The following is a 23,534-nucleotide window of genomic DNA, read 5'->3' as shown; positions in this document are numbered from 1 at the left end:
GTCGGCTGATCGAGCGCGGCGCCGTGGTCCCTCCCGAATCCACGGCGCCGCGCAACACCTATCGAGCAAGAGGTGGTTCCGACCATGATTGGATTAGTCCCGGATGTTGTCCCGCTCCCTGCGGAGACAATTGACCTCCGCAGAGCGGTCAGGGAATTCCTCGCCGCGGATCGCGAGCAATACCGGTGGGAGTCCCGTGTGGACTCCTGGATCTCCTCGTGGGATCCCGGATTCAGCCAACGTCTCGCCCGTCAGGGTTGGGTCGGTATGACAATCCCTACCGACTTCGGGGGTCCGGGACGTACCCACCTGGAACGTTTTGTCGTCACCGAGGAACTCCTTGCCCACGGTGCCCCCGTCGCCGCCCACTGGGTCGCTGACCGGCAGGTCGCCCCGGCACTGGTCCGGCACGGGAACACCGTCCAACGTGAGCGTTATCTGACCCGAATCGCCAACGGCACTTGCCACTTCGCGATCGGAATGAGCGAACCTGAGGCTGGTTCCGACCTGGCCGCAGTTCGCACCCGGGGCGTTCGCGCTGACGGCGGATGGCACGTCACCGGGACCAAGGTCTGGACTTCCGGAGCTCACCACAGCGAAGCCTTCTTCGTCCTCGCTCGTACGTCGGAACTCGATCCGACCCACCGCCACGACGGCCTGAGCCAATTCCTCGTCCCCCTCGACTCACCGGGCATCGAGATCAGACCAATCAAATTACTGACCGGACAGCACCACTTCAACGAGGTCGTCCTCGACCGCGTCTTCGTACCAGATGACATGGTCGTGGGCGCCATAGGTTCGGGCTGGGGCCAGGTCGGGTCGGAACTCGGTTTCGAACGGAGTGGGCCGGAGCGGTTCCTCTCACCGCAACCGCTACTCGACAGTGTCGCGACCCGACTGGACCCCGAGAACAGCGGTGCGATGACGACACTCGGCGGCCTCGTCGCCGACCTGATGACGTTGCGCCACCTCTCCGGTTCCGTCGCGCGTGCGCTATCCGGTAACGAGTCGGCCGATCTGAGCGCGGCCGTGGTCAAGGAGATCGGCACGTCCTACGAACAACGCCTCGTGAGCGAGTGCGCCGAGCTGATTCCCGAGGTCCGTCCTGATCTGGAGTCGGACGACGAGATCTCCCGGCTGCTTGCCGAAGCTCTGCTGCACTCCCCCGGTTTTACACTTCGCGGTGGCACCAGCGAGATTCTCCGCGGGGTCATCGCCCGAGGATTGGGACTTCGATGACATCGACCTTGCACGTACCCACCGCGGACGAAATCAACGCGTTGCGCGAACTGGCCGACGACATGTTCGCATCGATCGTCGAGCCCCACCTCCACAGTCCGACTGTGTCCCTCCCATTTTCGGTCGACGCATGGGACCTTCTCGGCGAGGCAGGTCTGACACTGTTGACCACACCCGAGTCTTCGGGCGGTAGCGGCGCCGGACTCATGGAAGCATCCATCCTGCTCGATCGCGGCGGATTCCATGCACTTCCTGCCCCCCTCGCCGAAACCGATCTGCTGGGCGCCTGGCTACTCACCGAGCTCGGCGAAACCCCATCGGGATCTCCGAGCACCGCCGTCTGCGTCGATCTGGCACGTTCGCAAATCTCCGCCGACGACATCCGCTTGCCTGCAGTTCCGTGGGCAGCGGTGGCCGCGGACATCCTGATCGTCGGGAAGGACTTCATCGGGTACCTTCCGCTGGATCGTGCGACGATCACGCCCGTCGGCGACCTAGCCGGCGAGAACTGCGCCGTCGTCCGTTTCGCCGGCCGGGACCTCGATGTCACCTCGGTGTCGTCCGACCTTCGCATGCAGCTGCGGACACGGGGAGCATGGGCTCGATCGATCCAAATCTGCGGTGCGCTGGAGCGCTCCCTCGATCTCGCGATCACTCATGTCTCGGAACGGCATCAGTTCGGTCGGCCGATCGGCAGGTTCCAGGCGGTGCAGGATCTGATCGCTCGCTCCGTCGGCCTGTTGACGACAGCGAAGGCCGCGACCGCACACGCCGTCACCGTCGCCGCTGAGGACGGGTTCGTGTCCGATACGACCTCGATTGCCACAGCCGTGGCAAAGATTCAGGCCGGGCGAGCCGCGGTGGGAGTCGGCCGCAACGTGCACCAAGCGTTCGGTGCCATCGGATTCACCCTCGACCACCAGTTGCGGCACTTCACCACTCGTGCCCTGTCCTGGAACCGTGATTTCGGGACACCGACCGAGTGGTCGACCGACCTCGGACGTCGCGCCATGCGCTCAGACGGGTCGGTGTGGGAGTTCGCGGTTTCCCACTGACTCCCTGCAGGACGTTTCCACAACTGTTAACAGAAACTCAATTCAGCTGATTACCGAGACCGCACAGCGGTCACCGTTCCAGTTCCAGACGGAGGGATAACCGATGCAACGTAAAATTTTCGAACCCGAACACGACGAGTTTCGGGCAACCGCACGAGCGTTCTTCGAGACCCATTGCGCACCCCACTCCGTGGAATGGGAGGAACGTGGCTACGCCGATCGCGACGCCTGGCTCGAGGCCGGGAAGCTGGGCCTCATTGGGTGGGACATGCCGGAGAAGTTCGGGGGTTCCGACATCGACGATTTTCGCTTCAACGCGATCCTCAACGAGGAGTACCACGCGACCGGCTCTGTCGGAATCGGCCTTGGTGTGCAGAACGACATTCTCGCCGGATACTTCCGCGATTTGACAACGGATGAGCAGAAGCAGCGCTGGCTGCCCAAGTACATGTCCGGTGAGTACATCACGGCGATCGCGATGTCGGAACCAGGCGCCGGATCGGATCTGGCGAACGTCAAGACGTCCGCCCGACGCGAAGGTGACCATTTCGTCGTCAACGGCGCGAAGACGTTCATCTCGAACGGAATGCTGGCCGACCTCGTCGTCGTCGTCTGCCGCACCGATCCCAATGCCGAGAAGCCCCACCAGGGCATCAGTCTGATCGTCCTGGAAACCGGCATGGAGGGCTTCACCCGCGGCCGCAATCTCGACAAGATCGGCCAGAAGGCCGCGGACACCGCCGAACTATTCTTCGACAATGTGCGAGTTCCGGTGGAGAACCTCCTCGGCGAAGAGAACCGGGGCTTCTACCACCTGATGCGTAACCTGCCGGCCGAACGACTGGCGATCGGAATCCACGCCGTCGCGCAGGCACGCCGTGCCGTCGCTCTCGCCAGCGAATACGCACACGAACGCAAGGCCTTCGGCCAAGAGATCGGCAAGTTCCAGATCAATCGTCACGCGCTCGCACAGATGAAGATCGAGATCGATGTTATGCAGATCTATGTCGACGAGTGCATCATGCGAGTGAACTCGGGCGAGTTGACGGCCGAGGAGGCCGCCGGTGCGAAGTGGTGGACGACCGAGACCCAGTGGAAGATCGTCGACCGCTGCCTCCAACTGCATGGTGGCTACGGCTACATGAACGAGTACGAAATCGCCAGGTTGTGGCGCGACGCGCGTGTCCAGAGGATCTACGGTGGCACGAACGAGATCATGCTCGATCTGGTCGGCCGCAAACTCGGCTACTGACGCCTCGGCAATCCCAGGCCGCGATCCGACGCCAACCCACCCGTAACCGCCGCCGTGGATCAACACGCCCCGAGGAGCACTCATGTCCGTGAAGCACCGTGATCTGCTGGAGCTGATCGAAATCGAACAGATCGCGCCTACGGTCTTCGAAGGCCAACCGACCCGTTACCGGCTTCCCCGAGTGTTCGGTGGCCAGGTAGCCGGTATGGCGATGGAGGCCGCATCACAGACTCTGTCCGAACCCTGGCCGGCACACTCGGTCCAGTGCCAGTTCCTGCGTCCGGGTAGCGCGGACCGGCCGATCCGATTCGCCGTCGAACGCGTACGAGACGGCGGTTCATTCGCGAGCCGGAATGTCGACGCGTACCAGGGCGATGTTCGACTGTTCTCGGCACGCATGTCCTATCATCGCGAGGAAGTGGACGGATTCGACCACCAGCTTCCGGTCCCGAGCACCACGCCGCCGGACGACCTGCACAGCGCAGCCGAACTGGCCCATGATCGACCCGACGAGTGGCCCCAGTTCTACCGCGAGTGGGAGCAACTCGACATCCGGATCGTGCCCACGGGACCAGCGAGCGCCCCGGCGAGCACTACCGGTCTTACTGCACACTCTCAGGTATGGATGCGGGCGGTCGAGCCACTCCCTACCTCCAGACAGAACACACACAATGCCCTACTGGCCTGCATCGCAGACTTGACATTCCTTTCTACATCGCTCCTCCCTCACGGCCTTCCTCCCACTCATCCAGGCGTGATGATCGCCTCCCTGGATCACTGCGTGTGGTTTCATCGGCCATTCAGGGTCGACGAGTGGCTCCTCTACGACCAGGTGTCGCCCACGGCCTACGGCGGGCTGGGGTTGTGCCGGGGCGCGTTCTACACCGCGGACGGGGTCCACGTGGCCTCGGTACTTCAGGAGGGCCTCATTCGCCCTGTGTCGTGAGACTCAGTGGGGCTGCAGGCGACGATGTCGAGCACAGGCACATCCAAGTGGCTCTTCCGAGATGTTTTGTAGCGGGAGCCAGCGGCGCGATGGAGACGGTGGCCTTCTGTGCCGTTCGACTGTTCGACCGGCAAGCCTCAACTACTTGACATGCCTTCGCATCGAACGGGGCACTTCCCGTAGACCCACCCCGGTTTCGGCCATCGATCGACGGTGAACCTGCAGCAGCGACCGTAAAGCTGATGGCTGAGGCGGTTCCTGCGTGGCCGAGGGTAGTCGACTGACTCGCCAGCCTATGAGACGAGTGAGAGGCTTGCGCTGGTCCACTCCAGCCCAGTAACGCATGCAGGCATCGCGGATTCCTTGCTCGGCCAATATGGCTCCGCGGCAGTTCGACTCCAGTCGGTATCCAACACATCCATTGGCTGCCATCACTTTCCCTCTACGCACGGAGGGGGCTCGGGCCCCGGAGGAGTCCGAACGCGTCAGCGAAAACCTCGAGACGCGGGTGCCCAATTGCCGCTTCACGACGTAGACGACCGAAACTGATCGCCATCGTGATGAAGCGGCCACCGGGTCTCAGCAAGTCCCTCGTCTCACGCATCAGACGAATGAGCGCCAGATTGTTGGTCTCGATGAATTGGGCAACATCTTGCGACTGACATCGGAACGTATCGGCGAGTGGCCACATCGGCCGTCCACCATATTTTTGCCGAGCTTTATCCGGAGACCGGCACTCGAGCACCGTTCACCGAACTCGCTGCGTCGGATACCAGGAATTCGATCGTCTCGGCAACCCGCTCGGGTGACACCCATCCATGACGTGAGGCCTCTGGTTGCGATGCACGGTTACCGGGGGTGTCGATCACCGACGGCACGATGACATTGGCTCTGACTCCGGAGTCGCGATACTCCACAGAAAGCGCGTTCACGAACGCCCACACGGCCGCTTTGGCCGTGATATAGCCGGCGGCTCCCGCGAACGGAGTGAAGGCAGAACGCGCCGAGACTCCCACGATCGAGCCACCGCCCGCTTCGATCAGCGACGGAAGTGCGGCTTGCGTGAGCAGGTAGAGTGGCCGAAGATTCAGCTGCATCATGCGGTCGAAATCATCGATCGACGTATCAGCAATTAAGTCGCCCATGGCAAACCCTCCGACCAGGTTCACGACGGCCTTCAACGGTGCCTCTGAGTTACGTTGCGCTGCAACGATGACGGCCCGGACCTGCTCTTCAACGAACAGGTCTGCCCTGCACAGAGTAATTAGTTCCGACTGCGGCAACCGTTCGAGTTCCGCCTCAGCGATCCATGGCACAACAACATGCCATCCGGTGTCGATGAGTTTCCTGACGACAGCGACACCCAGTCCCCCGCTGCCTCCCGACACGATTACCGTGTGCTTCGCCACCGGTCTTCCCTTCGAGTCCTTAGCCATTCGCCGTTCAGAAAGCGACCCTGCTCACAGTTTCTGCTACGAGTGCAGGCTTGTCCTGCCCCTCGATCTCCATCGTCTGACCGACGATCATCTGGAGTGATCCATCCTGCAATGCTTCTGCCGATAGCAGCTTCGCACGAAGGCACAAGCGCGAGCCGACTGTCACAGGGTTGATGAACCGCACCTTGTTCGAACCGTAATTGATGCCCATCTTCGAACCTTTGATCTCGAAGATCTGCCACCCGAGCATCGGTACCAGCGACAGCGTCAGATAGCCGTGTGCGATCGGGCCGCCGAACGGGCTCTCCGCTGTCGCGCGTTCGACGTCGACATGAATCCACTGGTGGTCACCGGTCGCATCGGCAAATCGGTCGACGCGGTCCTGGGTGATCTGGATCCACTCGCTGATGCCGAGTTCGTCGCCTACTGCGGCGCAGATGTCGTCAATCGAGGTGAATGTGCGCATGTGAACTATCCTTTCGCGGTCGTGTGCGGAACAAGGCCGATCAGTTTTTCCAGTCGTGCACGATGGTGTGCTGGAGACCCGAAGAGCAACTCCGAGGCCTTCGCTCGCTTGAAGTAGAGGTGGGCGTGATGTTCCCAGGTGAACCCGATGCCGCCGTGCATCTGAATACTCTCGGCGGCGATGTGGTAGAAGGCCTCCGAACAGTAGGTCTTCGCAATGGCCGCTGCCTGAGGAAGGTCGGGAGAGTTCTCCTCGACGGCCGTACTTGCGTAGGTGGCTGCGGATCTCGCCGACTCGAGTTCGACGAGCATGTCCGCGCACCGATGCTTGAGTGCTTGGAAGGAGCCGATCGGGCGCCCGAACTGGTTCCGCACCTTCAGGTACTCGACTGTTCGCTCCAATACCTCCGCGGCCGCACCTACCTGCTCGCACGCCAGCGCGACCGAGGCGACGTCGGCAACCCGCTCCAGGATCTCTCCCGCGGCACCAGCGCGCCCTAACGGACGCGCGAGCGCCTCGCCGAGCTCCACCCGTGCGAAGCTCCTCGTCTGGTCCATTACCGTCAGTGGAGTGATGTCGACCTCCGTCTGTGGAAGATCGACGACAAAGAGTGAATGTCCGGATTCGGTATTGGCCGCTACGATCACGAAGTCCGCACACATCGCATCGAGTACGTACGCCTTCGCGCCGGTCACGCGCCACCCGTCGTCGCTGTGTCGAGCGGTGGTCCGTCCGTTCGGGGCGATCACCAAGTCGTCATCGCCGGCGGCCAGGGTGCCCAGTCGCGCACCTTCTGCCAACCCGGGCAGCAGCTCGGCGCACAGCACGTCATCCTCCGACAGCAGGAGTGTGTACGTCGCCAGCACGCTCGACGAGAGCAGCGGCGCGGCCAGCAGGGACCGCCCGCTCTCCTCCAGCACGATACCCAATTCGCCGAATCCAAATCCGGCACCACCGAACTTCTCGGGTATCACCAGTGCCGGAGCACCAATCTGTTCGGACAGAGCCGACCATGCAACCGGGTCGAAAGACTCCGTCGTGCCCATCAGTTCTCGCACCTGCGCCTCGGACGAGTGCTTGGTCGTGAACGCCTGCATGACTTCGCGCAGTGCCTGTTGTTCTGCGGTCACCGTGAATCCCATGAATACCCTTTCGGCTCTCGTCGACGTGTGCTCACGTGCGTATGCACCGCGTGTCGGCGACTCCGTCTGGGAACCGTTCGCGTGTGCGGCGAGGGCACCCCGAGGGACGTGTCACCCGTTGACTCTTCGAAACTTGATCGGCACTTCGAATCCCACCAGCGTCTCGTGGGGTGCCGACACGACTTGATCTCTGTGCAAGCCAGCGACGTCCCGGTTCCGCCAGAGCGGAACCGGCGATGCCCTCATCGGACCAGGATGCTGACCGCGCCGGTTCCTGGCGAACCGTACAGGTGGGTGTACCCCACCGAGGGAACCTCCTCGATCTGACGGGTGCCGGCCTGGCCACGCATCTGCAAGACGACTTCGCGGATCTGACGGAGGCCCGAGGCACCAATCGGTTCACCGTTCGCGATCAGCCCGCCATCGGTGTTGACCGGCAGTACGCCGGTGATCTCGGTGTGTCCCTCAGCGATGAGCTTCTCCTGGTCGCCGTCGGCGCAGAATCCGTTCTCCGCCAGATGCATGATCTCGGAGCCGGCGTCCGTGTCTTGCAGTTGCGCGACCCCGACATCACTCGGTTCCACTCCGGCGATCTCGAATGCTGCACGCGAGGCATCGACAGTGGGGCTCGGCGCTCCGGTCAGCGGAAGCGAGGTGCTCTGCATCTCGAACGCTCCCTCTCGCCGACTCCTGAGAACCGACGCACTCAGTGTAATCGGCGTCGAGGCGTACTTGCGCGCCAGATCGGATCTGCACAGCACGATAGCGGCTGCACCCTCGTCCGGGGCGCAGTACATATACTGTGTGAGTGGGTAATTCAGGTACCGCGCCGACAGAATCTCCTCTTCGGACATCGGTTTCCGGCGCCATGCCATCTCGTTGTGTTCACCGTTACGCATGTTCTTGGCGGCGACCCGAGCGAGGGTCCGCGGAGAGATGCCGTAATCGCTCATGTAACGATTGATCTTCATCCCGAAAAAGTGCGTGGTGAGGAAGAGCCCGGTCTGCGCATACCAGTCCGGCAGCCCGAGCACGGAGGGATCCGCGGAGAAGGCACCCTTCGGATGCTTGTCGAATCCGACGGCGACCGCGATATCGGCCTCACCGTGTTCGATTGCTTTGGCTGCCATCGAGAGTGAGGTGTTGGCCGTCGCGCAGCCGTTGAATACGCCGTAGACGGGGATCCCAGTGAGTCCCATCTTCCCGACGATCGAGTCTGGATTGGAAACCTCCAGACTGCCCGCAAATCCCATCTGCACGTCAGACCAGGAGATCCCGGCATCACGGAGCGCCGAATGCAGGGCCTCCGCGCCCATGTCGAGAGCGGACTTACCCGGGAACCGCCCGAAGGGGTGCATCCCCACCCCGATGATTGATACCGCCGCCATCACTGTTCTCCTTCTGCGCTGTCCGTCACCGGAGCGAAAGCAAAGGTGTCACCGCCAGCAAAAGGCACGACGACAACGCGCATACGGCCGTCGATCGTCAACTCGTCGGGATTGCACGTCGTCAGCCTGCCCTCGACGAGGAGCCCCTCCGGGAACTTCACATAACCCACACCGAATGGTCGAAATTCTCCGTCGGGCAGCGCCGGGGGAGACGGAGGCGGAAACTCCTGGCTTGTCCACGTGTAGAGCAGGCCTTCCGGTGCCAGCTCTACGACTTCCTGATCGGGCTCAGCAGGAAAGACCAGGTGATCCGACGTGGCGGACCTCGAAGCGATTAAATACACACGGTCACCGTCGACCCTGAACAAGTCGGCCGGCGCTACGAACGTCGTCATGTCTAAACAGTATCATCAGCTAAACTATTAATCTATACGCCGTTGGCCTTCCAACCACTTGTAATGCGACTCGAAGTGGGTGGCTGGACGTTTGATCATGATGGCGTCGGCCTCCGCCACGATCGTCTCTGAACTCTCGAGCTCCAGGGTCGCCTTGATGAACACCCTTCTGCCCTCGCGTTCGGTGATCCACGCCCGACCAATCAGCTGCCAACCAATTGGCACCGGACGAACGAACCTGACAGTCAGCGTCCCCGTGACTGCAAATTCTGCGTTCATCGTCAGCGTGTGCCCAGCCAGTTCGTCCATGACCGCAGCCGTCCACCCGCCATGCGCGACCTTCGGACCTCCTTCTTCGGTCGGGGGACACACCACACGGCTGATCACGGCACCGGTCTCGTTGAGTTGTTCGCTCTCGATCCCGAGCCTGCAGCGATTCAACCGACGGCACCCGTGGCACAGGCTCATTCCGCCAGGCGAAGTTGGCGCATAGAACGGTGAGGATGGATCGCTCTGGTCCACCGATGCTGGCGGCTGTTCGACATTGTTCCGGCCGGTCGTGGACACAAGGCCCCTTTCGACGCTGAGACGCCGCACCGATTCAAGTGCAGCGTGGAGATACGGAAAGTAGGCCATAACCGAGGGAGCCTCTTGGAGACCGGAAACAATCGGATAATCTCGGGGCTACAACTGGCCAGTGAAGCAAGAAGCAGCTAGATGTGCTCGAGTGCGCTGACGAGCACCGATGCGAGGGCGGCGCAGGAGCCAAGGCTCACCTGCCGGTGAGTGCGGCGACAACCGGGATACCTGCCCCGGACGCACGGGATGCCGTGCGTCCGGCTGCTGTGGTCTATCCGGTCCCCGACTCGGTCGCTCATCACCACACCTTGGCGGACTCGGAATGCGACATCAGTCCTGCCCGCATTGTGTGCACTGAGCTGTCTCCGGGCGGGTTGCGGCGGTCGCCGCACCGCCTGCTATCGGAGGTTCTCGTAAATGGTGGCGTTCGCGGTTCCACCACCCTCACACATGGTCTGGAGTCCGAATCGGCCACCGGTGTGCGCGAGATGGTTGATCAGCGTTGCGGCCAGGCGAGCGCCTGATCCCCCGAGCGGATGCCCGAGTGCGATAGCGCCTCCAAGTGGGTTCAGCGCACTGTCCGGCACCCCAGTCTCTGCCTGCCACGCCAGTGGAACCGACGCGAAAGCTTCATTGACTTCGAAAGCATCGATATCCTCGATAGACAATCCCGCACGCTTCAACACAAGTCGTGTCGCGGGGATCGGACCGGTCAGCATCTTGACCGGATCGTCACCCGTGACGACGGCAGTGTGGATCCGTGCCAAAGGCCGGATCCCCAGTTGCATAGCCTTTTCCGAAGTGGTGATCAGCAGTGCCGCCGAACCGTCGGAGATCTGTGACGCGTTACCGGCGGTGATCACTCCCCCGTCCAAAAATGGAGCCTTGAGGGTCGCCAGTTTCTCGACCGTCGACCCGCGTCGAATACCTTCATCAGCGCTGACAATATTGTCTTGAACCCTCACAGGCACGATCTCGTCGTCGAAGTATCCACTGTCCTGCGCCTGTGCGGCCCGTTCGTGTGAACGCACGGAGTACTCGTCGAGCTGTGAGCGGGACAACCCCCACTCGCGAGCGATCAGCTCGGCTCCGGCACCCTGGTTAAACCGTCCGCCGAATCCGGGAGCCGAAAGTGCGTCGGCGTATCGACGCACCGCCGGCCCACCCATTTCACCTGTTCCCTCCACAGTGGCCGCGCCCATCGGAACACTCGACATCATCTCGACTCCACCCGCGACGACGACGTCGGCATGACCGGCAATCACTGTTGCCGCGGCGGTGGAGATGGCCTGCTGTGAGGAGCCGCATTGACGATCGACTGTGAACCCGGGGACGCTCTCGGGCCAGCCTGCGGCCAGCACACCCATTCGTGCGACGTTCCCGGACTGCTGGCCCACGCTGATTACATTGCCCCAGTGCACGTCTTCGATGATGGAGGGGTCGATTCCCGCCCGTTCGACGAGCGCGTTCAACACCTGTGCAGTCGTGTCAACCGCATGAAGGGCCGACAATCCTCCCCCACGCTTTCCAATCGGCGTCCGCGCCAGCGCAACTACAACTGCATCCCTCATAATTTTCCCGTCCTCAGCCGGCCGATCGACGGCCGGGTTTCAGCTTAATCAGTTCACTATATAGCGAAAGGGGTGTGCGTCAACCAGGACGGCCTCCCAGACTGGGCGGGCCGTGTCAGGAGCGGTGCCGGTGGGCCACCCGCTGCTCGCCATGCAGACTGTGCGGACTATATCGAAAAACGCCGAACCCAATTTGTCACACTGCTGAGGCGGCACTAACGCGAGTTGAACGGCCACTCCCGACCTGACACCGCGCGGTTCACGCTCGCCACGAAGTCCCGACCGCGATTCTGGTCGAAACGCTCACCATCCACATAGCAGAAGAGTCCTCAGCGGTGACGAGTGTCTACACCGCCAACGTCAGCAAGCGAACCGGGCTATCGCGAAGACCTCGACGTACTTCGCACGTGCCTCCTCCACACCCGATAGTGAAGCGCCGCAATAGGGTCAAAGATTGCGCGAGATTCAGTTTTTGCTCATCAAAAGTGATGCCGCGCCACCGCTCGTCGGCGACGATGCGGCAACGAGCGGTGGTGACGAGGCAAACGTTTCGTGGGCCCGACGTGCTCGACGGGGTATGGTTACAGCTTGGCCCAACGTCCGCGCAGACAGTCATATTTCGCGACTCGACGACGAGCTGAATCTCGCGCCACCGAGCAGGACCGACGAATCCGATCCGGTCGGCCGCACGGATTATCTGCGCGACTCTCAGTTGGCGTGCAACCTGGCGAGCCGAAGCCCTTCGTCGCGAGTCGGTGCGACTGTTTGCCACCGCTCGCACGAGCACGCACACCGAAACCCTCCCTCGGTGAGCGGCACGACCGACTGCACGTCGCAACTGCCGTCGGCGATCGCATCCTGCATCATCTCGAGCGGAGAGTCGTACATGACGTTCTCGGACATATCAGCCTCGCCTGTCATGCCGCGGGAACTGCCGGCAGTCCGGGAAACAGCTCGTTGAACGCCCCGACCGTGATCCTCTCTCTGACCACCGGGTCGGCATCGCGGAAGAGTCCGTGAAGCGTTTCTTGCGTGTGGCCGTAGGTGCCTTCCATATGCGGATAGTCACTACCCCACAACACATTGGTGTAACCCATATGGGTGGCGGCCATTACTGCGGTTGCGTCATGCTGGAAAGACGCATAAACCTGCGAGTAAAGGATTTCGCGCGCCGAGCGCTTCAGCTTGTGCCGGATGGCGGAGTCATGTTGACGATAGCCCTCCTCCATCCTGTCTGCGATGAACGGCACCCACGTGGCACCGCCCTCGGCAACCAAAACCTTCAGGTCTGGGTGACGATCGAGCGCTCCACTGGCGACCATCTTCATCGCGGCCCGCTGCCCGCCGAAAGAAGTTTCGGTGAAGTTGAGGATGAACCCGCCCGGACCACGGTATTTGATCTCGCCGTTCGTGTTTCCGGTCGAAAGATCGACCGGGTCAGTACCGATATGAAACGCGATCACGATACGCGCCCGCTCTGCGGCAGCCCAGAACGGTTCCCAATCCTCGTGGTGGTAGTCCTTTTGCATCGGGTGCGGGGTGACCGGCAAGAAGACTGCGCGGTAACCCATCTCAGCAACACGCTCGAGTTCAGCTACCGCGTCGCCCACGTCCAACGTCGACACCTGCGCAGTTGCAACCAGCCGATCGTGAGGCTTCTCGATTGTTTCCCACGCCCAGTCGTTACTCACTCGCAGAGCTTCACGCAGCACCTCCGGGGTCCTGAACGATGAACTCCACATGCCGAGTGAAGGGAACACGAGTTCTGCCCAAATGCCCTCTTGATCGAGGTCGGCCATCCGCTTGTCCACGTCACGAGCACCTGGAGCGCGCATCGACGATTCGATGAACTCCTGAGCCTTCATCGTCGGGAGCTTGCGCCGGAACGACATGCCATCGATGTGCACGGTCTCCCACTGACCATCGGCATCCTTGACAGTTCGAGGAACCAGGTCGGCAAGCCGCGCCGGGAGATTATCCCGCCAAAGATCCTCAGGCTCGAGGAAATGCGAATCGGCGGAGTTTGCCCATATCTTGGTCGGCATTACGTACCTCCTGAGGTAGTTGTGTCTGCCCTTGTCCTGTGAAACACCCGCCCTTCGCACAGCGAACGCGGGCGGCGCATGAACGGGCGCGGGAGACTCAGAGCGGATAGCGTATTACTTTACACTGTAATTTAATGGATCTGACCGGTCTTGTAAAGGCTTCGCGTTGATTCCCTGCCATCGACGGGCGAAGGACGAGTCCGGGCGCCCAAGGGCGCCGAAATTCCCTCGGACTGTGGTAGCTACGGCGTACTACCCGGCGCTAATCGTGCGTCCGCTCCACGACCCAGGCTGCCACTTGTGTCCGGGAGGTGAAACCCAGTTTGGCCAGGATGTGCTCTACATGCCCTTGCGCGGTGCGGGGGGAGATCACCAGGCGGTCGCCGATGGCCTGGTTGGTCAGGCCTTCGGCGATCAGATCAGCGACTTGGCGTTCCCGCTTGGTCAGCCGCGTCGACGCCTCGGAGGTGGGGGCCGGGTTACTGGGCGGTTGCTCGTGGAGGGCGTAGGCGATTGCCGCGTCGAAGCCGAGCTGTTCACCCTTGTGGTGCGCCGCTGAGAATGCTTTATCACCCAGTTTGCGCCGGGCATTCCGCCTAGATTCCTGCTGGTAGAGAAGTAGGTTGGAATGTATGACCACAGCACTTCCCATCGACTGCGCCAACCCGTCTGCGGCCCCCATCAGAACTGCGGCCCGAGTTGCGTCACGTTGTTCGCAGGTGATCCAAGCGAGCGCTTCGAGGGAAGACACGGCGACGCGTGGACTGTGGATGCGCCGGGTCAGCTCCAATGATTGCCTCAGCAGCCGCACTGCGCGATCGGTGTCGCCCTGCCGCCACACGGCGATGCCTAGGGCCCACAGTGAGAGGGATCGAAACAACAACTCACCGTGGGCTTCCGTGATCGCAAGAGCTCGTTCGTGGGTCTCGATCGCCTGCTCCGTCAAACCGCGCATTCCACGGGCAAGCCCTAACGAGTACAGCAGGCTGACTTCGAGGGTGCGCTCCGGGTGTTCACTGAATGTGGGCAGGGCAGTTTCGAGCAGAGTGCACGCGCGGTCAGGATCGCCACTGATGAGTGCCAACGTTCCTTCGGCGAAGAGACCTAACGCCCGTATCATCGGGTCATCCGTGTGCGCGGCGAGCGCGTGTCCTTCCTCGACAAATTTCGCTCCAGTCTGAAGGTCGCGCTGCATGATCGCCGTCACGCTGGCGCAGTAGAGTCCCTTTGCCCACTCGAGCGTCGGTGGGCCGCTCTGGCGGACGAGCAGATCCCCCAGCCAGCGCCGCCCCTCGCTGTAGAAGCCCTCAGTTCCCCAGAACAGAAACAGCGCGGCAGCGGTACGCAGACCGGCGGCGGGATTGTCGTCGAGGCTGAATTCGAGGGCCTCTCGCAGGTTCGGTTGCTCCCGCTGCAGGCGGGCGATCCAGTCGAGTTGGCGGGCGCTGATCCATTCGGCTTCCGATTCAAGCGCCAATGCCTCGTACCAGTCCCGGTGCCGGCGACGCAATGCGTTGCTCTCGCCGGTCTGCACGAGTTTGTCGTAGCCGTATGCCCGGAGGGTCTCGAGCATCCGGAACCGCACCACCGACCCGGTTTCTTCCCGGATGAGGATGGACTTGTCTACCAGGGAGGTCAGGGTATCGAGGAGCTCGTCCCGGTCGAGGCCCTCGCCGCACACATGCTCGCCGGCGTCGAGTTCGAAGCTACCCGCGAACACCGCTACCCGCCGCCAGACCAGTTGTTCACCGGGGCTGCACAACTCGAAGCTCCAGTCGATACACCATCGTAGGGTTTGCTGCCGCGTCGGCGCGCCTCGGCTGCCGCGGGTGAGCAGGGCGTAGCGGTCGGTCAGCCGCTGCAGGATCTGTGCGGGCGACATCGCCCGCAACCGAGCCGCGGCCAGTTCGATCGGCAGCGGAAGCCCGTCGAGGCGGTGGCAGATTCCGGCCACCGGCGCCGCATTGTCCTCGGTGAGCATGAATCCGGGGACGGCGGCAGCGGCGCGCTCGGTAAACAGCGTCACCGCATCGTATCTGGGCAACCCTCGCAGCGAGGGTTGCCGCTCCGGATCAGGGACCGACAGTGGGGGGACCCGGAACACCGCCTCCCCGCCGATACCGAGAGGTTCGCGGCTGGTGGCGAGAATCCGCACACCAGGGCAGGTCTGCAGCAGCAGACTGGACAGCTCCGCCACGGCGTCCACCAGGTGTTCGCAGTTGTCGAGGACCAGCAGAGGTTCTCGCGGGGTGAGGAACTCGATCAGCACCTCCCGCAGCGGCCTCGTCGAGTGGTCCCGCAATCCCACTGCTCCGGCGACGGCGTCGACCAGCGCCGACTCGTCGCGCAGTTCCCCCAACTCGACCAGGCGCACACCGTCGGCGTAGTCGCGTTGCACCGCTGCCGCGACCCGAAGTGCGAGCCGCGTCTTGCCTACACCCCCGATCCCAGTCAAGGTGACGAGCCGGGACCCGGTGAGCAGGTTCTTCGTCTCGGTCAGCTCGTGTCGGCGGCCGATGAAACTGCTCAGTTCCAGGGGCAAATGTCCCGTCGCCCCCAGCACGGAAGAAGGTGGCCCTTGCCCGCTGAGCGTAGACACATGCCGTCCGTTTCCCTGAGCATCGGACTCCTCGCGCAGGGCCATCTCGTCAACCGGCAGACCGTGTTGCCGTTGTAGGGTGCGCAGTTCCTCCCCGAACTCGGCGGCACTGGCGGGACGCTGACCAGGAGTCCGGAACATCGCCCAGGCAATCGTGTCGGACACATCGTCGGGGATCCCGTGTTCTCGCAGATCGGGCGCCTCCTGAGTGGTAATCCGCAGGAACTGGGCTATCACCTGCTCCCCGCTGTGACGCTCGTACGCGGCATGACCGGTCAGCGCACTGAACAGGGTCGCGCCCAGGCCGTAGACGTCGGCGGCCCGGCTCGGCGGATCACCACCGAGGACCTCCGGCGCGGTATACGCAGGCGACCCGGTGACCGCACCGGTGGCGGTCTCGAATCCACCGGTGATGTGCGCGATACCGAAATCCGCCAACTCGGGTTCGCCGTAGTCGGTGAGCAGGATGTTCGCTGGTTTGACGTCGCGATGGAGGATGCCGAGTCGGTGCGCCGTCTCGATCGCACCCGCCATCTTCACCCCGAGCCGCAGTGCCTCCCCCAAAGTTAGCGGACCGCGGCGACGGATCCGCACTTCGAGGGAATCCTGCGGGTGATACGGCATCACGATGTAGGGACGACCGCGGTCGGTGGCGCCGACCTGCAAAATGCCCACGATGTTCGGGTGACCGGTCAGCCGGCCCATCGCCTGTTGCTCCCGGAAGAACCTCGCCCGGTTCTCCTCGTCGAGCTCGACGGTGAGAACCTTCACCGCGACCGTGCGGTCCAGGTCCGCCTGGATGCACCGGTAGACGACGCCGAAACCGCCGCGACCGATCTCCTCGGCATCGTCGAAGCCGATGCGCGCCAGCTCCGCGGCGGGCGACGGCGGATACCGCTGAGTGTCGAGCGGATCACCTGCACCCATCGGACGGTCTACTCACTCCGTCGCTCACGTCATAAGACACTGGACCCGACGGTACGTCCAGCGCCCATTCACCCGTGGACTCACCTTTCGATGGCGCCCTCTCGAGGATATCCCTGACGGAGATCGGTGTGGGCCTCCGCGCATGTCTACTTTCCGGCCGAGTCCCACACATCGGCGGCGGGTGGTCCCTCGACGAGGAGGTCACCGTCCCGGGGGATGAACATGCCGATGCCGACGGCGAGCAACCCGGCGGCCGCGGCGATCCCGAAGACGGCCGCGTAGGCGGCGGCCGTGGGGTACTCAACTCCCGCAATGTGCATCACCGATGCGGTCGTCAAAGCTGCGACGACCGCGCTGCACGTCGACGTACCGAGGGACCGAGCCAAGGTATTGAGGCTATTTGCCGCGGCAGTTTCCGTGGTGGGGACCGCGCGCATGATCATCGCAGGAATCGCGCCGTAGGCGAACGCAGCACCGACCGAGGTCACCGTTGCCGCCACAATCACGACGACGAGATGAGGTGGGGTGACGGCGCGGACGAGATTGGTGGCCATGAGGATCGTGGTGCCGATCAGGAAGGTCCTTCGGGGACCACAACGGTGGGACAGGTAGGCGGTCACCGGGGAGAACGCGACCATCATCAGACCGGCGGGGAGCAGCGCGAGACCGCTGAGGGTCAACGACATCCCGTACCCGTAACCGGTCTCGAGGGGGGCCTGGAAGATCTGGGCACTCACCATGAAGGACGTGAACATGGCGAACCCGACGAGGATCGAGGCGATGTTGGTCAGAAGTATCGGACGGCGTGCGGACACGCGCAGGTCCACCAACGGCTGCCGAACTCCGGCCGCACGCGTTGCCGAGGTGAGCCGTAGTTCGTAACTACCCCACACCAGGAACAGCGCTGCCGCCCCGGCGAACAGTCCGAGTACCGGTCTGCTCCCCCAGCCCCATCCGTTGCCCTGGGTGATGGCGAGCAGCAGGCACACCAATGCCGCGGTCAACCCGAGGGCGCCGAGCAGGTCGAACTTGCCGCCGGAACGGACCGGTGATTCGGGCACCACCGTCCAGATCGCGCCCATTCCGAGCACTCCGATCACCGCGGCACCACCGAAAAGCCAATGCCAGCTCAGATGTTCGGCGACGACACCGGTCAAGGGCAGCCCGATTGCCCCGCCTGCGCCCAGCGTGGAACTCATCAACGCGATCCCACCGGCCACCCGCCTCGGTGGGAGTTCATCACGCATGATGCTGATGCCGAGTGGTACGGCTCCGACCGCCGCACCCTGCAGGGCACGGGCGATCAACACTGCGGCGAAGGTGTTGAAAAGCGCGCCGAGGGCACTACCCGTCGCCATCACCGCCAGCGCGATCAGCAACAGCCGCCGCTTGCCGTACATGTCTCCGAGCCGACCGAGAACCGGTGCACAGACGGCGCCGGCGATGAGGTTGATCGTCACCAGCCACACGGCCCCGCCGGGTGTGGTGTGCAGCAGCCGCGGGAACTCCGGCAGCAGTGGCATCACGATGGTTTGCATCAGCGAGACCGCAATGCCGCACGATGCCAGGGCGAGGACGACCAGCCTGCCTGACCCAGCACGGGCCTTTCTCCGAGATGGACGTGCGAGGAGAGAGGGCCGCCGCTGCACTTCTCGAGAGGCCGGCGGATGCCATCGACTCGACCGCTCCCCCGCTGCGCCGGCGCGCGAAACTGTACTCATACCACCGCGGTCACTTGCGTAGGATCAGGCTCAGCGCCTCGGACCGCGAGGCGGCACTGGACTGCAGAAGCCCCCGGACCGCCGAGGTCGTCGTCACCGCTCCCGGCTTGCGGATTCCGCGCATCGCCATACACAAGTGCTCGGCCTCGACCACCACGATCGCACCCTGAGGGCTGAGTTTGCGCATCACGGCGTCGGCGATCTGGCTGGTGAGACGCTCCTGCACCTGCGGTCGCTTCGCGTAGAGGTCGACGACCCGGGCGATCTTGGAGAGGCCGGTGATCCGGCCGGAGCTACCCGGGATGTATCCGACGTGCGCCAGGCCGTGGAACGAGACCAGATGATGCTCACACATGGAGTAGATCGGAATATCCCGAACGAGAACCAACTCGCGGTGGCTTTCGTCGAAGGTGGTGCTCAGAACATCGTCCGGATCGGTGTAAAGACCGGCGAACATTTCCCGATAGGAGCGGGCAACACGGGCGGGAGTGTCGATCAACCCGGGGCGGTCGGGATCTTCACCTACGGCCAGGAGCAGTTCTCGTACCGCCCTTTCGGCACGCGGTTGGTCGAACACTCGATCCTTCACGAGCGTTCCGGATTCAGAGGGGTGGCGATTCACCGACATACCGACTCCTTCGAGACGTCAACGACAGGGCGTCACCGGAAAGGCATTTGGACTGCCCGCCCGAACGGCGTACGCGACCCGGATCCGCCATGCACCGGCGTCCGGGAGGTGAGATGGTGTGAGGTCGCGCGACACCGGAGCACGCTAGTGTCATCGCCGGACGAGCCGTGCCCCGCGGAACAGCTGAAACTGGAATTCAGCGCTCCTCCGCTGGCACGGGAGGGCGGAAGAACACGGCGACCTGTCCGACACCCGCACCCAGGCCGATGACCAGGGCGATGACCAGACCCCACCACTGATCGACCCCGGAGCCGAGGCCGATCAGATGATCCACCGAAAGCCTGCCGGAACCGGTGACAGCGACACTGAGCGCCACGCAGGCCAACACGAAATTGTATTCCCACCCGTTACCGACGATGAAGAAGCCGCTGTCGCGATGCACCGTCCAGGCAGCAACCACCATCAGCGCGATCATCGCCGCGGCCGCCAACGGGGTGAGCAACCCGAGGGCGAACAGTACGCCGGCGCCGATTTCGGTGAATGCCGCCAACGGTGCGTGCAACCGCCCCGGCCGCATCCCGATCGAATCGAACCAGCGGGCAGTTCCTGCCAGGCGACCCCCACGGAAGATCTTCGCGTAGCCGTGGGCGGCGAGCGTCACCCCGACGGTGACTCTCAGGATCAACAGTCCTACGTCGATGGCAGTCGTCATGTGTTTCGCCCTCCCTGGGACCGGGTGCCGACAAGGGCCACCATTTACTTTACAGCGTAAATCTTACGCTACACGTTCGGCCGTACGTTTCTCAGGCGTCGGAGCGGAACTACATCTCCAAACAACCGGCGGTGTTCTAGCGCGGCCGTGCTTTCGCGTTGCCAAACGGCTCGGGGCATTACCGTGAGCGGATGACGAACCCCGGCACGCCCCTCCTTCTCGATGTCCTGCGCACCGAAGGGCAGCGCATCGCGTCGATGCCGGCCGACGCCCTTGCCGCGCCGGTACCGTCGTGCCCGGGCTGGACGCTCGAACACGTGGTCCGGCACACCGGCAAAGTCCACCTATGGGTGACCGCCGTGATGCAGGCAGGCCCCGGAGCCGCCCTCGACCAGGCTCGACCGGCGCGGCAGATGCCACGGGGACCGGAGTGTCTCGACGCCTACCGCTCGGCTCACGAGGCGATGATGGCCGAGTTCGAGCAGCGAGATCTCGATGAGCCCGCACCCACCTTCGTCGGACCGGCAACCGCGCGGTGGTGGGTTCGCCGACAGGCCCACGAGGCGACGGTCCATCGTTTCGACGCCGCCGATGCCGTCCACACGGCCGGTGGGCCACTGCCCGAACCCGCAGACCCCACCGCAGCGGCCGACGGCGTCGACGAGTGGATTCAGGCCATGGCCTCACGATTCCTCGGCGCGGGACAGGTGCCCGAAAGCCTGCTCGGCCGCACCGTACACATGCACGGCACCGACACCGGTGACGCCGAGTGGCTGCTGGCCTTCACCGACGACGGCATGTCCGTCACGACCGAACACACGAAAGCCGACGTCGCGTTGCGCGGCTCCGCGCAACAACTACTCCTCGCAGTGTGGCGGCGGCGGCCGCTCGACAGCCTCCAACTCTTCGGCGACGAAGCCGTTGCCGAAGCCCTCCTCGACACCGTGCAGGTCTGAGGCCTTCCACCCGGGCACCGGAGCGAGTCAGCTCGATCCCATGTCTGCCGATCGCCAGTGCTCGGGCCGGAGGTAGATCGCAACCTGCTCGCCGAGTTGAGCCTTGGCGAAGTGGAGGTAGGCGTCGACCTTCTCCGGCGCGAGATAACGCTGAGCCATCTCCCGCATCATGTCGTCCGTTCCCGGGACGGTTCGCGTCACCGCGCCCTCGACGGAGACGTATCGGACGGTGGGTTCCACTCGTTCGACCATCATCGTGAATCGCCCGGCCGCCTCGATGAGGCGCGCCTTCTCCGACCCGGGGCCGGTGAGCACCCACACTTCGCCACCGGGGTGGTACTGGTACCAGATCGGGACTGCCAGGGGTCCGCGGTGCTCGCCCGCGGACACCGACAGCGCCGCGATGTGCGGCTCGGCCAGGAACTGTTCGCGCTCGTGCGCAGAGAGTGGCATATCCCGACGGTAGAGGAACCCACCGACATCGTGTTCCGGTAAGCACTGTGGTTCCGCGTGGCTGCGGTCCCGAGTCGACGGATTCAGCCGAGGGTGTTGAATGGGACCCGTCGGTCGGTGCAGCGTCGTTGTCGAGATGATCGGAGGCCGTGATGCCGGGTCCAGTGCCGAGATTGGCTGCGCAAGCCGTTCTCACACCACCGAGTGCGGCATCGCTCTTCCTCGTCGTGGTGGCGGGTGGGTCGCGAGAGGACGCGCTGACGGTCCGCGACGTCGTCGCCGACCTCGAAAGTCTTCTCAAGGCCGTGGGTTTCCGGGAACTGTCGGGATCGTTGTCGTGTGTGGTGGGCATCGGGTCCGAGTTCTGGGACCGGGTGAGCCCAGCGGCCAAACCGGCTCTGCTGCACCGCTTCCTCCCCCTGTCCGGACCCGTCCACAGCGCCCCGTCCACTCCCGGTGACGTTCTGTTCCACATCAAGGCTGCCCGCGCCGACCTCTGTTTCGAGCTGGGCCGCTTGCTCGTCGCCGCGCTCGGGTCCGCTGCCACCGTTGTCGACGAGGTGTCCGGCTTCCGGTATTTCGACGCCCGCGATCTCCTCGGATTCGTCGACGGCACCGAAAACCCCACGGACGCCGACGCCGACGAGGCCGCCCTCATCGGAGACGAGGATCCGGATTTCCGTGGTGGCAGCTACGTGATCGTGCAGAAGTATCTGCACGACATGAGCGCCTGGACGTCGCTCAGCGTCACCGAGCAGGAACGCGTCATCGGGCGTACCAAGCTCGAGAATGTCGAGCTGGACGAGGACGCACAGCCCGGCAACTCCCATGTCGCCCTCAACACGATCGTCGACGATGACGGTGTCGAACACCAGATTCTCCGCGACAACATGCCGTTCGGCAGCCTGGCGGCCGGTGAGTTCGGCACCTACTTCATCGGTTACGCCAGGGATCCGGGCGTCACCGAACTGATGCTGCGCCGCATGTTCCTCGGCGAACCGCCCGGAAATTACGACCGCATCCTCGATTTTTCCACGGCCGTCACCGGCACGCTGTTCTTCGTTCCGAGCCGGGACGTCCTCGAGTCCCTCGCCGATGAGCCGGAGAGCGCCGAGGCGCCATCGAATGCCACCGGCGAAGCCGAACAGCCGGACCCGTACGACCTGTCCTTGAACATCGGTGGTCTCAAAGGAGTATCGCAATGAGTGATTCGAGCAATCTGCACCGCAACCTCGCCCCGGTGACGGAGGCAGCGTGGCAGCAGATCAGCGAGGAGGCGGCCCGTACGTTCAAGCGCCATGTCGCCGGGCGACGGGTCGTCGACGTCGCGGGACCGTTCGGTTACTCCTACTCTGCCCACAACATCGGGCGGGTCACCCCGATCAGTACCTCCGACAGCCGAATTCGGGCACAGCTGCGCCAGGTTCATCCCCTCGTCGAAATGCGTTTCCCGTTCACGCTCAGTCGCGCGGAGGTCGACGACGTGGCCAGGGGCTCTCTCGACTCCGACTGGCAGCCCGTCAAGGACGCCGCGAAGGCCCTCGCGTTCGCTGAGGACCAGTCGATCTTCGACGGGTTCGAGCAGGCCGGGATTCGCGGCATCGGCGCGTCCAGCGACAATCCCGTCCTGAGTTTGCCCGAAGATCCGCTGCTCGTTCCCGACGCCGTGGCCTCGGCATTGTCGGCGTTGCGTCTCGCCGGTGTCGAGGGACCGTACTCGGTGGTGCTCGACGCCGACACATACACGGCAGTCAGCGAGACCCGCGACGCCGGGCACCCGGTGTTCCACCACCTCGACGCCCTGGTCACCGGCGACATCATCTGGGCCCCGGCGATCCGCGGCGGGTACGTGCTCTCCACCCGTGGCGGTGACAACCAGCTGACCCTCGGCGCCGACCTGTCCATCGGCTACGACAGCCACACCGCGACCGACGTGACGCTGTACCTGGAAGAGACGTTCACGTTCTCATCGCTCACCGCCGAGGCCGCCGTGGTTCTCCAACGCTGACACTCTCCACGCCGAG

At 63.7% G+C, this 23,534-nt stretch carries 20 protein-coding genes; 7 read left to right on the top strand and 13 right to left on the bottom strand.

All coding sequences use genetic code 11. The features are described 5' to 3' along the window. Positions 1-84 precede the first annotated feature (84 nt). The 4 genes from GFS60_RS18605 to GFS60_RS18590 all read left to right on the top strand — a co-directional run bounded on the left by GFS60_RS18605 (position 85) and on the right by GFS60_RS18590 (position 4,492). A complete protein-coding gene (locus GFS60_RS18605; protein ID WP_159923471.1) occupies positions 85-1,239 on the top strand; it encodes an acyl-CoA dehydrogenase family protein in 1,155 nt (384 codons plus the stop codon). Beyond that, a complete protein-coding gene (locus GFS60_RS18600) occupies positions 1,236-2,294 on the top strand; it encodes an acyl-CoA dehydrogenase family protein (RefSeq protein ID WP_159923469.1) in 1,059 nt (352 codons plus the stop codon). The genes GFS60_RS18605 and GFS60_RS18600 overlap by 4 nt, the downstream gene beginning before the upstream one ends. Before the next feature lie 103 nt (positions 2,295-2,397). Further along, complete coding sequence (locus GFS60_RS18595; RefSeq protein WP_159923467.1) at positions 2,398-3,546, top strand: acyl-CoA dehydrogenase family protein; 1,149 nt, start codon at positions 2,398-2,400, stop codon at positions 3,544-3,546. An 82-nt stretch (positions 3,547-3,628) separates the two neighbouring features. Further along, positions 3,629-4,492 carry an acyl-CoA thioesterase gene (locus GFS60_RS18590; protein ID WP_159923465.1) on the top strand — a complete coding sequence of 288 codons (864 nt, stop codon included), beginning with the start codon at positions 3,629-3,631 and terminating at the stop codon, positions 4,490-4,492. Positions 4,493-5,211: 719 nt separating this feature from the next. Here GFS60_RS18590 and GFS60_RS18585 read toward each other — a convergent pair. From GFS60_RS18585 to GFS60_RS18530, 12 genes are all read right to left on the bottom strand, one after another. Further along, a complete protein-coding gene (locus GFS60_RS18585; RefSeq protein WP_159923463.1) occupies positions 5,212-5,928 on the bottom strand; it encodes an SDR family NAD(P)-dependent oxidoreductase in 717 nt (238 codons plus the stop codon). 7 nt (positions 5,929-5,935) lie between these two features. Then, a complete protein-coding gene (locus GFS60_RS18580; RefSeq protein ID WP_201453400.1) occupies positions 5,936-6,394 on the bottom strand; it encodes a MaoC family dehydratase in 459 nt (152 codons plus the stop codon). Positions 6,395-6,399: 5 nt separating this feature from the next. After that, on the bottom strand, positions 6,400-7,524 hold the full coding sequence (locus GFS60_RS18575; protein ID WP_236603196.1) for an acyl-CoA dehydrogenase family protein: 1,125 nt from the start codon (positions 7,522-7,524) through the stop codon (positions 6,400-6,402). Between the two features lie 254 nt (positions 7,525-7,778). After that, a complete protein-coding gene (locus tag GFS60_RS18570) occupies positions 7,779-8,924 on the bottom strand; it encodes a thiolase family protein (protein WP_159923459.1) in 1,146 nt (381 codons plus the stop codon). Continuing rightward, the gene (locus tag GFS60_RS18565) at positions 8,924-9,319 is read right to left on the bottom strand and encodes a Zn-ribbon domain-containing OB-fold protein (protein ID WP_159923457.1); all 396 of its coding nucleotides are present in this window, start codon (positions 9,317-9,319) and stop codon (positions 8,924-8,926) included. The genes GFS60_RS18570 and GFS60_RS18565 overlap by 1 nt, the downstream gene beginning before the upstream one ends. 27 nt (positions 9,320-9,346) lie before the next feature. Beyond that, the gene (locus GFS60_RS18560) at positions 9,347-9,886 is read right to left on the bottom strand and encodes a PaaI family thioesterase (protein ID WP_236603195.1); all 540 of its coding nucleotides are present in this window, start codon (positions 9,884-9,886) and stop codon (positions 9,347-9,349) included. Between the two features lie 410 nt (positions 9,887-10,296). After that, positions 10,297-11,469: a thiolase family protein gene (locus GFS60_RS18555; RefSeq protein WP_159923455.1), complete on the bottom strand. Its 1,173-nt coding sequence runs from the start codon at positions 11,467-11,469 to the stop codon at positions 10,297-10,299. Positions 11,470-12,386: 917 nt separating this feature from the next. Continuing rightward, positions 12,387-13,514 carry an amidohydrolase family protein gene (locus tag GFS60_RS18550; RefSeq protein ID WP_159923453.1) on the bottom strand — a complete coding sequence of 376 codons (1,128 nt, stop codon included), beginning with the start codon at positions 13,512-13,514 and terminating at the stop codon, positions 12,387-12,389. A 262-nt stretch (positions 13,515-13,776) separates the two neighbouring features. Continuing rightward, entirely contained in the window at positions 13,777-17,040 is a 3,264-nt protein-coding gene (locus GFS60_RS18545; protein WP_159923451.1) for a protein kinase domain-containing protein, read from the bottom strand. Between the two features lie 146 nt (positions 17,041-17,186). Continuing rightward, positions 17,187-18,689 carry an MFS transporter gene (locus tag GFS60_RS18540; protein WP_268962617.1) on the bottom strand — a complete coding sequence of 501 codons (1,503 nt, stop codon included), beginning with the start codon at positions 18,687-18,689 and terminating at the stop codon, positions 17,187-17,189. A gap of 82 nt (positions 18,690-18,771) precedes the next feature. Further along, a complete protein-coding gene (gene folE, locus GFS60_RS18535) occupies positions 18,772-19,389 on the bottom strand; it encodes a GTP cyclohydrolase I FolE (protein WP_159923447.1) in 618 nt (205 codons plus the stop codon). Positions 19,390-19,585: 196 nt separating this feature from the next. After that, positions 19,586-20,101 (bottom strand): DoxX family protein, encoded by a 516-nt coding sequence (locus GFS60_RS18530; protein WP_159923445.1) that lies wholly within the window; start codon positions 20,099-20,101, stop codon positions 19,586-19,588. Between the two features lie 191 nt (positions 20,102-20,292). Between GFS60_RS18530 and GFS60_RS18525 the strand changes: the two genes are divergently transcribed. Further along, positions 20,293-21,057, top strand: a complete 765-nt coding sequence (locus GFS60_RS18525) for a maleylpyruvate isomerase family mycothiol-dependent enzyme (RefSeq protein ID WP_159923443.1) — start codon at positions 20,293-20,295, stop codon at positions 21,055-21,057. 27 nt (positions 21,058-21,084) lie between these two features. Here the strand turns inward: GFS60_RS18525 and GFS60_RS18520 are convergent, their stop codons facing one another. After that, positions 21,085-21,510, bottom strand: a complete 426-nt coding sequence (locus GFS60_RS18520) for a pyridoxamine 5'-phosphate oxidase family protein (protein ID WP_159923441.1) — start codon at positions 21,508-21,510, stop codon at positions 21,085-21,087. Positions 21,511-21,662: 152 nt separating this feature from the next. Here GFS60_RS18520 and GFS60_RS18515 point away from each other — a divergent pair, with 152 nt between their 5' ends. Both GFS60_RS18515 and GFS60_RS18510 read left to right on the top strand, forming a co-directional pair. Then, positions 21,663-22,715: a Dyp-type peroxidase gene (locus tag GFS60_RS18515; protein WP_159923439.1), complete on the top strand. Its 1,053-nt coding sequence runs from the start codon at positions 21,663-21,665 to the stop codon at positions 22,713-22,715. After that, positions 22,712-23,518 (top strand): family 1 encapsulin nanocompartment shell protein, encoded by an 807-nt coding sequence (locus tag GFS60_RS18510; protein ID WP_159923437.1) that lies wholly within the window; start codon positions 22,712-22,714, stop codon positions 23,516-23,518. The genes GFS60_RS18515 and GFS60_RS18510 overlap by 4 nt, the downstream gene beginning before the upstream one ends. The last annotated feature ends 16 nt before the right edge of the window (positions 23,519-23,534 follow it).

It is taken from the genome of Rhodococcus sp. WAY2 (genome assembly GCF_009859915.1).
Taxonomy (GTDB): domain Bacteria; phylum Actinomycetota; class Actinomycetes; order Mycobacteriales; family Mycobacteriaceae; genus Rhodococcus_F; species Rhodococcus_F oxybenzonivorans.
The sequence above is the reverse complement of the archived record's forward strand: the minus strand, read 5'-3'. Positions and strand labels throughout refer to the sequence as shown.